At 65.0% G+C, this 13,219-nt stretch carries 11 protein-coding genes and 3 pseudogenes; 8 read left to right on the forward strand and 6 right to left on the reverse strand.

Annotation, left to right across the window (positions count from 1 at the left end; translation table 11 throughout):
* The first annotated feature begins 33 nt into the window (after positions 1-33).
* The 4 genes and pseudogenes from N0A20_RS20690 to N0A20_RS09535 all read left to right on the forward strand — a co-directional run.
* Positions 34-144, forward strand: a complete 111-nt coding sequence (locus tag N0A20_RS20690; RefSeq protein ID WP_409574784.1) for an SDR family oxidoreductase — start codon at positions 34-36, stop codon at positions 142-144.
* An 80-nt stretch (positions 145-224) separates the two neighbouring features.
* Positions 225-1,559: an AMP-binding protein gene (locus N0A20_RS20695; RefSeq protein ID WP_409574757.1), complete on the forward strand. Its 1,335-nt coding sequence runs from the start codon at positions 225-227 to the stop codon at positions 1,557-1,559.
* Between the two features lie 14 nt (positions 1,560-1,573).
* Positions 1,574-1,723, forward strand: a complete 150-nt coding sequence (locus N0A20_RS09530; protein ID WP_260583701.1) for a hypothetical protein — start codon at positions 1,574-1,576, stop codon at positions 1,721-1,723.
* A 28-nt stretch (positions 1,724-1,751) separates the two neighbouring features.
* Positions 1,752-2,981 (forward strand): annotated as a pseudogene (locus N0A20_RS09535) (AMP-binding protein); the annotation flags it as partial.
* Positions 2,982-3,585: 604 nt separating this feature from the next.
* Here the strand turns inward: N0A20_RS09535 and N0A20_RS09540 are convergent.
* Positions 3,586-4,794: a cytochrome P450 gene (locus tag N0A20_RS09540; protein WP_260583702.1), complete on the reverse strand. Its 1,209-nt coding sequence runs from the start codon at positions 4,792-4,794 to the stop codon at positions 3,586-3,588.
* Between the two features lie 182 nt (positions 4,795-4,976).
* On the opposite strand from N0A20_RS09540, the gene N0A20_RS09545 reads away from it, so the two are divergent.
* From N0A20_RS09545 to N0A20_RS09555, 4 genes and pseudogenes are all read left to right on the forward strand, one after another.
* Positions 4,977-6,650: a class I adenylate-forming enzyme family protein gene (locus tag N0A20_RS09545; RefSeq protein WP_260583704.1), complete on the forward strand. Its 1,674-nt coding sequence runs from the start codon at positions 4,977-4,979 to the stop codon at positions 6,648-6,650.
* 84 nt (positions 6,651-6,734) lie between these two features.
* A complete protein-coding gene (locus tag N0A20_RS09550) occupies positions 6,735-7,991 on the forward strand; it encodes a MaoC family dehydratase N-terminal domain-containing protein (RefSeq protein WP_260583705.1) in 1,257 nt (418 codons plus the stop codon).
* 7 nt (positions 7,992-7,998) lie between these two features.
* Positions 7,999-8,184: pseudogene (locus N0A20_RS20700) on the forward strand (enoyl-CoA hydratase-related protein); the annotation flags it as partial.
* A gap of 124 nt (positions 8,185-8,308) precedes the next feature.
* On the forward strand, positions 8,309-8,764 hold the full coding sequence (locus tag N0A20_RS09555) for an enoyl-CoA hydratase-related protein (protein WP_409574785.1): 456 nt from the start codon (positions 8,309-8,311) through the stop codon (positions 8,762-8,764).
* A 553-nt stretch (positions 8,765-9,317) separates the two neighbouring features.
* On the opposite strand, the gene N0A20_RS09560 is transcribed toward N0A20_RS09555, so the two are convergent.
* The 5 genes and pseudogenes from N0A20_RS09560 to N0A20_RS20705 form a co-directional block, all read right to left on the reverse strand.
* Complete coding sequence (locus tag N0A20_RS09560) at positions 9,318-10,121, reverse strand: TonB-dependent receptor domain-containing protein (RefSeq protein WP_409574758.1); 804 nt, start codon at positions 10,119-10,121, stop codon at positions 9,318-9,320.
* A gap of 28 nt (positions 10,122-10,149) precedes the next feature.
* A complete protein-coding gene (locus N0A20_RS09565) occupies positions 10,150-10,302 on the reverse strand; it encodes a hypothetical protein (protein WP_260583708.1) in 153 nt (50 codons plus the stop codon).
* 153 nt (positions 10,303-10,455) lie between these two features.
* The gene (locus N0A20_RS09570; RefSeq protein ID WP_260583709.1) at positions 10,456-11,817 is read right to left on the reverse strand and encodes a TonB-dependent receptor plug domain-containing protein; all 1,362 of its coding nucleotides are present in this window, start codon (positions 11,815-11,817) and stop codon (positions 10,456-10,458) included.
* Between the two features lie 189 nt (positions 11,818-12,006).
* Positions 12,007-12,693 (reverse strand): MFS transporter, encoded by a 687-nt coding sequence (locus tag N0A20_RS09575; protein ID WP_260583710.1) that lies wholly within the window; start codon positions 12,691-12,693, stop codon positions 12,007-12,009.
* Positions 12,694-12,808: 115 nt separating this feature from the next.
* Positions 12,809-13,213, reverse strand: a pseudogene (locus N0A20_RS20705) (MFS transporter); the annotation flags it as partial.
* Positions 13,214-13,219 lie beyond the last annotated feature (6 nt).

Consider the following 13,219-nt stretch of genomic DNA (forward strand, 5'->3'; position numbering starts at 1 on the left):
CCGCGATGCAGCCCGGCCGAGCTGATGCTGGGCATGGGGAGCGCGGAGGACGTCGCGAGCGCAATCGTCTACCTCGCGTCCCCGGCCGGACGCTTCATCACGGGGCAGGCGCTGACGCTCGACGGCGGATTTCTGATCGGCTGATGAAGGGCTTGCAATCCTCTACATGATTCGTCTAAATCAGATAGACGTTAATAATATAGACAGGTGAGGATCGCGGCTTCATGCCCACGCTCAATTCGATCGTCCGCCAGGTTCTGGCGATCGATCCCGCCGCTCCGGCGCTCGAATATCAAAAGCAATGGTATAGTTGGGGCGAACTGGCGTCGGTGATCGATGCGGTCGAGTTGCTGTTGCAGCAAAACGGGGTTCGGGCGGGCACCCGCATCGGCGGCATATTGCGCAACACGCCGCACATCGCCGCCGTGATCATCGGCACGATCATTTCGGACCGCTGCGTCGTCACGCTCAACCCCGCCCTGCCCGACGAAAAACTCGCGAACGACATCACCGCCCTGAAAACACCCGTCATCGTCGCGCAGACCGAGGATTGGCAGCGCCCGCCAGTGCGCGAAGCCGCGAAGCGGAGCGGCGCACTGGGCATCGAGATCACCGGCGACAAGGCGGAGCCCGCGCGTCTGGTCATGCCCATGACCGGGTCCGATTTCCGCAGCGATGCCGAAGGGATCGGCATCGAGATGCTGACCAGCGGCACCACCGGCGCGCCCAAGCGGGTCCCGCTGAAGGCCGCGAATTTTTCGAAGATGGTGCTCGACGCCGCGGTCTTCGAGAATCGCGATATCCACGCGCCGCCGAAACTGTCGCGCGCGGTGAGCATTTCCAACACCCCCTTCTCGCACATCGGGGGAATCTTCAGCCTGTTCGTCACGCTGTCGGCGGGCCGCAGGGCGTGCATGCTCGACCGCTTCCGCGTCGACGAATTCGTCGATGCGGTGCAGCGGCACAAACCGAAGGTGGCGGGCGCGCCGCCCTCCGCACTACGGATGATCCTCGACGCCGGCGTCCCGAAGGAAGCGCTGTCGAGCCTCGTCGCCTTTCGTACCTCGACCGCACCGCTCGATCCCGAGCTCGCCGATCAATTCTACGAGCATTTCGGCATTCCGGTGCTGCAGAATTACGGCGCGACGGAGTTTGCCGAGCGGCGTCGCGGGCTGGACGCTTCCCGACTTCCTGAAATCGGGCACGCAAAGGCGCGGCAGCGTCGGCAGGATGAACCCCGGCATCGATGGCCGCATCGTCGATCCCGAGACGGGCGAGCCCCTGCCCTATGGCGAAAAAGGCCTGCTCGAATTGCGCGCCGGACATCTGGGCGACGGCAGGAACTGGGTCCGGACCACCGACCTTGCGCGAATGGACGAGGAGCAGTTCCTGTGGATTCTTGGCCGCGCCGACAATGCGATCATCCGCGGCGGGTTCAAGATCATCCCCGACGATGTGGTCAAGGCGATCGAGGCCCATCCGGCGGTGCTCGAAGCCTGCGTCGTCGCGCTGCCCGACCCGCGGCTGGGCCAGGTGCCCGCCGTGCGGCTATCGCGTGAAAACGGGCCGTGCGGTGAGCGAAGAGGAGCTGCGCGCCTTCCTGCGCGAGCGGCTGACCGCTTATCAGGTTCCAACCAAGCTTCTGGAATTGCAAGATTTCCCGCGCACGCCGTCGATGAAGCCGAGCCAACCCGAACTCAAGAAACTGCTCGAAGCGGCTTGATTCGGGCTGCCGCGCAAAGCATCGGGTGATGGTGGATTATGCCGCCCTGCCCTTCAAGCCGCACGGCTGCCGGTTCGAATTCCGCGGCGACGGAACCGCGCTCATCACGCCGGGGTACGACCTGCCCGACCCGTGGCCGTCGATACCGCACCTGTTCGCCGACCGCGCGGGGCGCTTTCCCGATCGTTCCTTCGTCGCGCGGCGCGAGCTGCTGGCGGACGGAACGCCCGGCGGCTGGCGGCGGCTGAGCTACGGCGACGCGCTGCGCCAATCGCGCGCGCTGGCGCAGGCGTTCCTCGACCGCGGAATCGGCCCCGATGCATCGGTGATGGTGCTGTCGGGCGGGAGTCCCGACCATATGGTCGTCAACCTCGCGGCGCAAATGGCCCGCGCGCCTTATGCGCCGGTATCGGTCAATTATGCGCTCGCGGGCGGCGATTATGCGCGGCTGCGCCATTGCTTCGCGGTCTGCCGCCCGCGCCTGGTCTACGCCGACGACTGGCGCAGCTTCCTGCCCGCGATGCGCGCGCTGCGCGAAGAGGCCGACCTCATTCTCGTCACCGACGAGGCCGCGCCCGGCGGCGAGACGGTCGCGCTCGCCGGCCTGCTCGCGACGGCGCCGACCGATGCGGTCGACGCCTCGATCGCGGCAATCACCCCCGACACCCACGCCAAGACCATCTTTACCTCGGGCTCGACCGGCAAGCCGAAGGGCGTGATCCAGACGCAGCGCATCCTGACCGGCGTCGTCGCCCAGCATCAGGCGATGTACGAAGCGGCCGACCATGACGCGCACGCCCGCGCTTTCCTGTCGTGGGTGCCGTGGAGCCATGTCGGCGGCAATAATATCCTGCCCGCCGACGTGCTGAACGAGGCGGCCTGCCTCTATATCGACGACGGCCGCCCGCTGCCGGGACAGTTCGCCGAGACGATCCGCAACCTCGGCGAAATCCATCTGACCGAATATAATTCGACGCCGATCTTCTTTTCCGAACTGGTCGGCGCGATGGAGGCCGACGACGGGCTGCGCGACCATTTCTTCCGCGACCTCAAATTCCTCAGCTACGGCGCGGCGGGGCTGTCCGAGGATGTGTTCCGGCGGTTGCAGGCGCTCGCCATCGCCGCGACCGGGCGGCGCATTCCCGTGATCACCAAATATGGCACGACCGAGACGCAAGGCACGACCATCGTCACACGCCCGCTCGAGAGTACCGGCGCCATCGGCCTGCCCTTCGCCTACAACGTCGTGAAACTGGCGCCGGTCGGCGACCGGCTGGAAATCCGGGTCAAGGGACTGACCGTCACGCCGGGCTATCTCGGCAATGACGCGGCGACCGCAGCAGCGTTCGACGAGGAAGGCTTTTATTGCACCGGCGATGCCGCGCGCTTCGTCGATCCCGGCCGCCCCGAACTCGGCCTCGCCTTCGACGGGAGGGTGACCGAGAATTTCAAGCTGGAGTCGGGCACCTGGGTGCATGTCGGCGCGCTGCGCATGGCGTTGCTCGACACGCTCGGCCTGTTGCAGGATGTGGTGATCGCGGGCGAGGGGCGCGGCGACGTGCGCGCGCTCGGCTGGCTGCGCGCCACGGACGCGCGGCGTGTGGCGGACGCCGCGCTCGATGGACCGGCGCTCGCGGCCCATCCCGCCGTGACCGGCCATCTTGCTGCACGTCTTGCTGCGCACAATGCCGCAGCCGGCAGGCCAGTCGCGCCGGGTCGCGGCGCTACGCCTGCTGGCCAGCCCGCCGACCGGCGACGAGATCGCCGACAAGGGCTATATCAACCAGCGCGAAGTGCAGCGCCAGCGCGCGCACGAGGTCGAGGCGCTTTATCGCGGCGACGCGATCTTTCCCGCCTGAGCCTCAGTCCCAGCGCAGGTAAAGCGCGTCGAAGCCCGGCACCGATCCGCAATGCTCGACATTCTTCCGGTCGGGATCGAGGCGGAATTCGGGGATGCGGGTCACGAACTCCTCGAGGAACACGTCGATCTCGGCGCGCGCGAGGTGCGCGCCGACGCATTTGTGCGGGCCGTTGCCGAAGGTGTTGTGCGACGGCGCATTGCGATCGAAATCGACCTCCATCGGCCGCTCATAGGCACGATCGTCGATCCCCGACAGATTGTTGGGGACCATGATCATCTCGTCCTTCTTGAACTGGACGCCCTTATATTCGAAGTCGCGGGTCAGGATGCGCCCGGTGTTCGACAGGCCAAAGCGGCGCAGGAACTCCTCGCGCGCGGCGGGAATGATCCCGGGCTCCTCGCGCAGCCGGCGCTGCTGCGCGGGATGCTGCGCCAGATAGTGGACGATATAGGACATCTCCGACGCCACCGTATCGAGCCCGCCGGCGAAAAGCAGCGTCGCCATCGACAGCACTTCCTCCTCCGACTGGAAGCGCGGGTTGCGCCGCCACGCCGCGACGCGCGTGAGCAGGTCGTCGCCCTCGCCGCCGTCGCGCTCGTCGAGGATCGTCTTCAGATATTCGCGCACGCGGATCTGCGCCGCGAGCCGGTCGGCGGGATCATAGGAGGACATGATGGCGATCCCCCATTCGACGAACTCCTCGCGCCGGTCGAGCGGCAGGTCGACGATCCGCAGGAACATCGTCACCGGCATCACCCGTGCGAATTCGCTCAGGAATTCGCAGCGTCCGTTCGGCTTCATCTTCTCGGTCAGCTCGATCGTCAGCTCGCGCGCATCGTCGCGCATCTTCGCGACCTTGCCGGGCATGAAGCCGGGGTTGATGACGGCGCGATAGCGGGCGTGATTGGGCGGGTCGACCGCGAGCGGCAGCGGCTTGAGCGGCATCAGCGTGCGCGGGATCATGAACTCCTCGTGGCTGAAAATCTCGTAATTCTCCTGGACGAAACGGACATCCTCGGCGCGCGTGACCATCCAGTGTCCGCCGTGGCGCGGCGACCAGATGATGTCGGGGCCGCCGTGCAGGCGCTTGACCGCCTGATAGACCCCGACCTCTTCCATCCCCGGCGGATGGATATAGTCATAGTCGACGACCAGTTCGTCGGGCACATGGTCGGGCTTGGGGGTCAGAAGTGGAATGGGGCTATTCATATCCTGCTCCGCTAGGCTTTTGTTGTATATATCATCTATCTGTTTATATCGACGATGCAAGCCGTGGCGCACAGACGCGACGGGAAGAAAACAGGCAGGCGTGTGGAGAGGGCAGCATGATACCGGGTTTTCGGAATGGCGAAGTGGCCGAGCTGGTTCGGATCGGGCTCGGGAGAAAGGCCATGACCCCCGAACCCGACTTCGATCCGACCATTCCCGGCCTGATCGGCCATTTTGCCCGGAAATATGGTGATGCCGATGCGCTCGTGCGCGATGGCCGACGGGTCAGTTTTCGCGATCTCGACCGGCAATCGGCCGCCGCCGCCAAGGCGCTGCTCGCACTCGGCGTCGGCAAGGGATCGCGGATCGCGATCATGGCGCCGCCCTGCCCCGAATTCGTCGTCGCGGTCCTCGCGGCCGGACGGATCGGCGCGATCGCCGACCCGCTCAGCACCCTCTATCAGGCGCCCGAATTGCGCTGGGTCCTCGCCAATGCCGAGTTCGACCATCTGATCGTCGCCGACACCTTCCTGCGGCACGATTATCTCGCGCGGCTCGAAGAGGCGCTGCCGGACCTTGTCACATCCACGGGCGCGCCGCTTTATCTCGAGGCGGCGCCGCGGCTGCGCCATATCCATGTGATCGGTGCCGGGGCGCGGCCCTGGTCGCAGTCGTTCGACACGCTGTTGGAGGGGCATGCCGCGATCAGCGACGCGATGCTCGAACAGGTCGAAGCGATGGTGACGCCCGCCGATCCCGCCTGCATCATCCATACGTCGGGAAGTACCGCGACGCCCAAGGGCGTGGTCCACGGCCACGGCCCGCTGGTCCGCCACAGCTGGCAGATGGGCATGGAGTTCACCCCCTTCGGCCATGGCGACCGCGTCGTCACCACCCGCGCGATGTTCTGGGTCGCGGGTTTCGTCGCGACCCTGTTCTACAGCCTGAACAATGGCGCCTGCCTGATCACGACCAGCGACGGGTCGCCCGCCAATGTCCTGAAGCTGATCGAGGAGGAGGGCGGCAACGCGCTTGCCGGCGATTCGGGCTGGTTCGATGTGCTCGGCCAGTCCGACGAACTGAAAGGCGCGGGGCTGGGCGTGGTGCGGCTCAACATGGACAGCGCCGGGGTCGTGCGCAACGGCCGCTTTCTCAGCGATCATCTGACCGCGCGGATCGGCGCACCGGTCGCGCATCCGAACGAACGTTTCGCCCGGACCTTCGGCATGACCGAGGCGCTCGGCGGCCATACGTCGGCGCGCTGGAACGAATTCCTGCCCGAAGACCGCCCCTTCTGGCAGGGCCGCGCGGTACCCGGCGTCGAGCTGAAGATCGTCGATCCCGAGACGCGGCGCGCCCTGCCCCCCGGCGAGATCGGCGAATTGCTGGTGCGCGGCTATTGCCTGATGCTCGGCCTCAACGGGCGCGAGCGGCACGAGACATTCGACGCCGAGGGCTATTATGCGACCGGCGACCTCTGCCTGCTCGACGCCGACGGCTATCTGAAGTTCGAGGCGCGGCTGGGCGAGATGGTCAAGATCCACGGCGCCAATGTCGCGCCGATGGAGGTCGAGCTTGCGATGACCGGGCTGATGGGGATCGAGAAGGCTGGCGTCGTCGGTGTCCCGCAGGGCGGCGACATGATCCTCGTCGCCGCGGTCCTGATGGCGCCCGGCCGCGAGCTCGACGAGACCGCGGTGATCGCCGACCTCAAGGGCAAGCTTTCCTCCTTCAAGGTTCCGAAGCGCATCGTAGCGCTCGACGAGGCCAGCCTGCCCGCCACCGGATCGGGCAAGATCAAGAAGGCCGAACTGGCGGCCCTGATGGCCGATCGGCTGAACCAGGCCTCGCGATAATCATATAACGAATTTACTTGATTCGCCTTCACCACCTCTGCAAGGATTCGCGGGCAAAGATCGAACAGAGAAGCGAGAGGACAGATGGCCGAAGCCAAGACGAAAGACCCGGCAAGCACCTATGGCATCCTGACCGACGAAGGGATCGCGAAGCTGCGCGAGCGCATCGGCATCCAGGTCAACAAGCCCACGCCGCCGCACAATTATGAAGTGACGTGGGACGGCACCCGCCATTTCGCCTTCGGTTACGGCGACGACAATCCGCTCTGGTGCGACAAGCATTATGGCGAGCAGACCCGCTGGGGCGGGCTGATCGCGCCGCCGAACTTCCTCTACACCATGGGCGTCTCCGACGCGCCGCCGATCACGCCAGAGGTGAAAGCGATGATGAAGGGCGACCCGCTCGCCGGGCTCGGCTCCTATCAGGCGCAGATGGAATTCGAATGGTGGCGCCCGCTGCGCCTCGGCGACCAGCTCAAGCAGCGGTTCGCGCTGATCGGCGTCCAGGTGAACGACAAGAGCGGCTTTGCGGGCCGCACCGTGTCGGAGATCAACGGTTATATCTATCGCAACCAGAATGACGAACTGCACGCGATCCAGCGTGGCACCTGGATCCGCGCCGAGCGCCATGCGTCGAAGGAAAAGAAGAAGGAATACGACCTTCCGATCCCCTATACCGACGCCCAGCTCGCCGAGATCGACGCCTGCTATGCCGCCGAAACGCTGCGCGGCGCCGAAACGCGTTATTGGGAAGATGTGATCGAGGGCGAGGAATTGCAGACGATCGTCCGCGGTCCGCTGCGCACCAGCGACCTCGTCGTCTGGCACGTCGGCTGGGGCATGCAGCTCACCCCGCCGGGCGCCTTCCGCCAGAGCTGGAAAATCCGCGCCAAGGTGCCCGGGCTCTATACCCCGAACGAATTGAACGTCCCCGACACGGTACAGCGCCTGCACTGGGAAAAGGCGTGGGCGAACGAGCTCGGCATCCCTATCCCCTACGACTATGGCGGGCTGCGCGAGACCTTCCTGACCAATATCTGCACCAACTGGATGGGCGACGACGGCTGGCTGTGGAAGATGTCGTGCCAGCACCGCAAATTCGTCTACACCGGCGACACCTATTGGATCAAAGGCAAGGTCCGCCGGAAGGCGCAGGAAGGAGGCCGCAACGAGGTCCATCTCGACATCTGGGTCGAGAACCAGCACGGCACGGTGGTTTCGCCGGGCCATGCGGTGATCCTGCTGCCGACGCGCGACACGCCCGTCGAGCTGCCGAAGCCGACGAAGGAGAATATCGACGAAATGTACGCCTATGAAGTCGAGCGGCTGCAGCAAAGATAACGGCGGGATGACATACGAACATATCCGCTACGAAAAGCGCGGGGCCGTCGCGCTCATCACCTATGACAAGCAGGAGCGCCGCAACGCCTGGAGCCCGCCGCTCTACCGCGAGACCGAGGCGGCGATCGAAGCGGCGAACGCCGACGACGCGGTCGGCGCCATCGTGCTGACCCACGAAGGCCCGATCTTTTGTGCCGAGCACCGATTTCAAGGCAGGGCCGGAGGTCGATCCCGACACCGGCCGGAAACTCAACATCGCGCAGATCTGCATGATGCAGGACATAGGCTGGATCCACCTGCTCGCGCGCTCGAAACCGATGGTCGGCGCGGTCCACGGCGCCGCGATCGGGCTGGGCGTCACCCAGCTCCTGCCGATGGACATCCGCATCGGCGGCGAAGGCTCGACGTGGAGCTTCCCCTTCCTGTCATTGGGCTACATGCCCGAACTCGGCTGCACCGCGCTGCTGCCGCGGCTCGTCGGCTATGGCCGCGCGCTCGACATCTGCCTCACCTCGCAGCAGCTGAGCGCGGCCGAGGCGAAGGAGATCGGACTCATCACGCGCATCGTCCCCGACGACAAGGTGATCGAAGAAGCTGTCGCGGTCGCCGAAAAGCTGGCCAGCGTACCGCGGCTCCAGATGCGGCTGACGCGCAATCTGTTCCGGGCGAATGCCCTGGAACCCGATACCAACGCCTATCTGCAGCGCGAAACCGACGCCTTCATCGAAATGCTCCGCGCCGCGAAGCGCGCCCGAGAGGCGGCGAAGGAATAGGGCAACCGCAGGCGCGCATCTGCCATCCCGTAAAATAGGGCGATTATATCCGCCGCAAACCGGCGTGCCGAGGGCGGCTTTGGGGTGGAAGGCGGACGTTCGGATAAACGCCACGCCCTCCCCTTCAGGGGAGGGCAGCGAGACTTGGCAGCTTGCTGCCTAGCCGCAGCGGGTGGGGTCCATCGGCCTTGCGCAAGGCCGATGGACCCCACCCCAACCCCCTCCCCTGAAGGGGAGGGGCTTTACTTCCGCCACCGCCCGCTAACTGCCATTGAACCGCCCGCGCCAGAAAAGGCTTTCCTAATAAATCCCGCCATGATCTACCCTTGCGGATGACCGCGTCGCTTGCTCCGCAGATCACCTCTCCGGCGTCCCGCGCGCATCCTTGGCTTAAAGCGACAAAGGAGACATTCCGGACGCGTCCGTCCGTATCTTTTGTCTCCTTACGCCCGCAACCCGCCGTTCAGCGGCCGTGTTCGCAAAAGGCATAACCGCCAAAAAAAGGCCGGACAGCTTGCGCCGCCCGGCCTTGCCCCCTTTGCCGTGTGCGCCGTCAGTCGGCGTCGGCGCCGAACCGGTATTTGAGCGATGCGCCCCACATCCGCGGCGCGGCGTAGATTTCGCCGAGGATGCCCAGCGACGAATTCTGCATCAGATTGTTGGTACCGATGCGATAGACCTCCTTGGTGACGTTGGTCACGAACAGGCCGAGATCGACCGGCTGGCCGCCGACGTTCTTCCAGCTCAGATTGAGGTCGACCGTCGTGAAGGGAGCTTCGATTGACTGCGGATTCAATACGCTGGTGTCGCTGTAGGACACGCTCGACTGGTGATAAAGCTGACCGCCGAAACTGATCTCGCCTAGATTATTGCCCAGCGGCAGTTCATAGTCGAACGTCAGCGAATATTGGGTCTTCGGCACCGAGTTGAAGCGGTTGTCCGAACAGAAGCCGACGGTGGTAGTCTGCGTCGGGTCGCAGGGATTGCCGATGGCGATCGGCGTCTGCCGATCGAATTTCGCATCGGTATAGGCAAAGGTGCCGCCGAGCGTCAGCCCCTCGACCGGGATCAGCGTCACCTCTGCCTCGATACCCTTGATCCGCGCATTGTTCACATTCTGCACCGACGAGACCGGCACCGGCCCCGGCAGCACGACATTCTTCTGAATATTCTTGTACCGGTCGGTGTAGGCGGCAAGGTTCGCGCGCAGAAAGACGTCGTCGAAACGGAAGTCCGCCTTCACACCGACTTCGAACGACACGTCGGTTTCCGGATTATAGGCCGGATCGACCCCCGGAGGGGCGGTGCCGTTCACGCCGCCGGGACGATACCCCTTGCTGACCTTGGCATAGAACATCTGCCCCGCGTCGGTCTTGTATGTCGCGCTAGGCCGACCAGGTCGTGGCGTTGAACTTGCCGTCGCGGACGATGCAATTGCCCGGTCCGCTGGAATAGAGCACCGATCCGGCGCCATAGGTCACGCACTGGCCGTGCGGGATCGGGGCGAAGGTCGCGGCGACGACCTGGTTCGCGACCATGCCGGCGGCAGATTGCCGCCGAAGGGACCGGTCAGGAAGTTGAACAGCGCCTGCTGCCCGCCGTCGATCGGGCTGAGATAGGTGTTCTGTTCCGAATGGATCTTGTCCCAAGTGTGGCGCAGCCCGCCGTTGATACTGAAGTTGTCGGTGATATCATATTCCAGCGAGCCATAGATGGCGCGCGACTTGGTCGTGATGTCGTTGACGCCGACGCGGTTCAGGATCGCGACGTTGATCGTCGCATTTTCCAGCCGGCCCCGCGGGGCGCTGTTCGTCCATGTAGAAGCCGAGCGCGAAGTTGAGCTTGTCGTCGAGCAACTGGCCCGCAATCCGCAACTCCTCGCTATACTGTTCCTGGTTGGTGAACAGCAGTCCGCCCGGGCAGGCCGAGTGGCAGGTCAGCACCGCCGCCCCATTGCTCGCCGCGAAGTTCGACGCCTCGTCCTCGCGCTCGCGGATATAACCGAAGACATTCTTGACCTGGATATTGTCCGAAATGTCGGCGGTCGTGGTGTTGACGATATAAAGATTCTTGCGCTCGCTATACGTCGGGTCGACCTGCGATATCTGGCGGATGCCCCGCGCCTTCTGTGCGGCGAGCTGCGATTGCAGCGAGGCGAGATAGTCCGGCGCGCTGAGCGGCGTCAGCCCGGGGCGGAACGGCACCACGCTGCCATTCTGGTCGATTCCATACCCCCCCGCGAACAGGAAGGAAAATTGTCCGATCGCGGGCAACAGGCCCGACGCCGCGGGGTTCAACCCGGCAAAGATCACCGCCGTGCCATTGTCGTGGGTGCGCTGGTACGACACGACGGTCGTATTCTCCAGCCCTTCGACCGGCCGCAGGGTCAGCCCGCCGCGAAACGATTCATATTTGACGTCGTCGAGCTTCTGCCCGTTGAAGACATTGGTCGTGAAGCCGGACCGGCGGGCGGTTTCGAACGCGACGCGCGCGAGTACCTTGTCCTCGACGATCGGCACGTTGATCGCGCCATTGAAGGTACGCAGGCCATAATTGCCCAGCTTGCCGGTCAGATAGCCGCCGAAATCCTCCTTCGGCAATTGCGGCGTCACCATGACGTTGCCGCCGTCGGTGACGCGGCCGAAGTTGACGCCCTGCGGGCCGCGCAGGACCTGGACATTGGCGAGGTCGAAGAACTGGCCCTGCGTCAGCCGGGCGATCGGGACTTCGTTGAAATAGGTGATGACCGCCGGGAACACCGTCCCGAACGAAAAGCCCTGCCCGCGGATCGTATAGGTCAGGTTGTTACGGTCGGAAACCGATGCGGTGACGTTCAGGCCCGGCGTGCTCTGGACGAGGTCGACGGGGTTGAACGTGCCCTTCGCCTCGAGCGTTTCGGGCAACAGCACCGACACCGCGACGGGCACGTCCTGCAGACGCTCTTCCTGGCGGCGCGCGGTGACGACGATGTCGTTCAGCCCGACGCTTTCCTCGGCCTCGGGCGCTGCCGCCGGAGCTTCCTGAAAGGCAAAGGCCGGCTGCGCGAGCATCATGCTCGCAGTGCTTAGGCAAACAGCATGGCTTTCCAATGACGCATGGGTTCTCCCTCCCAATCCGGGCTCTGCGGCCCATCCTCTTTGAGTCTCCGTTTTCGGAGTTCGGAAAATCCTAGCGCCGCCGCTTCGCCTGTCAATATCGTATATATAATTCGGTGAATTAATACGAATATCGCGCGATTCGCGTCAGGACGCCTCGCGCGCCAGTTCGGGCGGGCGGCCGAGCGACAGCACCAGACCGACCGCCACCGCGACGCCCGCGATCAGCATCATCAGCGTCGCATCGTAGCTGCCCATCGCGTCGAACGCCTTGCCGGCCGCCCAGGACGAGGTGCCGACCGCGAAGCCATAGGTGCTGATCAGGATCGCGAAGACGAGACCGTAGCGGCGAAGTCCGAAATAGCGGCTCGACATATAGGCAACGACGTCGACCTCGCTCCCCATCGCCACGCCGATCAGAACGGCGAGCGCGACGGCGCTGCGATAGTCGAGCGGGATGAGCAGCAGCCACAGGCACGCCAGCGCCGGCAGGCTGAAGGCGCAGGCCGCGACCAGCCGCGTCGGCAACAGGTCGAACAACAGGCCCGTGCCGAGCCGCCCCGCGATCATCGCCGGCTCGATGAACAGCGCCACGGTCGCCGCGACATCGCGGCTGAGCCCGGCATCGGCGAGCATCGGCTGGAGGTGGACGATGAAGGTGCCGACGCAGGACGCGATGAACAGAAAGGCGACAAGCAGGCGCCAGAGGATCGTCGACCCGATCACCTCGCGCCAGTCGGCCTTGGGCGGCTCCGCGGCCTGCGCGGCTGGCCCCTCGCGCGGCAGGAACAGCCAGCACGGCAGGAACATCAGGACAAAGGCGCAGGCCGCCATCGCCGGATAGACGCCTAGCCAGCCCGAAATGGCGCTCGAAGGCGAGGACGATCGAGGGAATGGTGCTGACCAGCACCCCGGCGCCCGCGAGCGAGGTCGCGAGCGCAAGCCCGCGCCGCCGGGTGAAGTTCTGGACGATCAGCTTGGTGAAAACGATCGAACTGGCGGCAAATCCGAGCAGGCTGAACAGGATATATCCCAGATACCAGGTCCAGATCGGACCGCCCGCGAGGCCGAGCAATGCGGTACCCAGCGCCCAGCCCGCGATGCCGGGCAAGGCTATGGCGCGCGCGCTGTAACGATCGACGAGCGTGCCCAGAAAGATGTTGGTGAACGGATGGACGACGCTCGAAATGGTGAGCGCAAAGGCGATGTCGCCGCGGCTCCAGCCATAAGCGTCGCCGAGCGGCTTCACCATCGCGCCGACGACGTGGAAATGGACCCCGACGATCGCGATCGCGATCGTCGCGGCGAACAATATGCCGAGACTGCGAAGCGATCCGGACTCGAGCGCCGCCATCACCGG

The sequence above is a fragment of the Sphingopyxis sp. PET50 genome, assembly GCF_025244705.1.
Taxonomy (GTDB): Bacteria; Pseudomonadota; Alphaproteobacteria; order Sphingomonadales; family Sphingomonadaceae; genus Sphingopyxis.

What these genes read in the sequence shown, in the direction of transcription:
- N0A20_RS20690 (WP_409574784.1), top strand. Translation starts at nt 34, where the DNA reads ATGGGGAGCGCGGAGGACGTCGCGAGCGCAATCGTCTACCTCGCGTCC.
- N0A20_RS20695 (WP_409574757.1), top strand. Translation starts at nt 225, where the DNA reads ATGCCCACGCTCAATTCGATCGTCCGCCAGGTTCTGGCGATCGATCCC.
- N0A20_RS09540 (WP_260583702.1), bottom strand. Translation starts at nt 4,794, where the DNA reads ATGAATAGCCCCATTCCACTTCTGACCCCCAAGCCCGACCATGTGCCC.
- N0A20_RS09545 (WP_260583704.1), top strand. Translation starts at nt 4,977, where the DNA reads ATGACCCCCGAACCCGACTTCGATCCGACCATTCCCGGCCTGATCGGC.
- N0A20_RS09550 (WP_260583705.1), top strand. Translation starts at nt 6,735, where the DNA reads ATGGCCGAAGCCAAGACGAAAGACCCGGCAAGCACCTATGGCATCCTG.
- N0A20_RS09555 (WP_409574785.1), top strand. Translation starts at nt 8,309, where the DNA reads ATGGTCGGCGCGGTCCACGGCGCCGCGATCGGGCTGGGCGTCACCCAG.
- N0A20_RS09560 (WP_409574758.1), bottom strand. Translation starts at nt 10,121, where the DNA reads ATGTTCTATGCCAAGGTCAGCAAGGGGTATCGTCCCGGCGGCGTGAAC.
- N0A20_RS09565 (WP_260583708.1), bottom strand. Translation starts at nt 10,302, where the DNA reads ATGGTCGCGAACCAGGTCGTCGCCGCGACCTTCGCCCCGATCCCGCAC.
- N0A20_RS09570 (WP_260583709.1), bottom strand. Translation starts at nt 11,817, where the DNA reads ATGATGCTCGCGCAGCCGGCCTTTGCCTTTCAGGAAGCTCCGGCGGCA.
- N0A20_RS09575 (WP_260583710.1), bottom strand. Translation starts at nt 12,693, where the DNA reads ATGGCGGCCTGCGCCTTTGTCCTGATGTTCCTGCCGTGCTGGCTGTTC.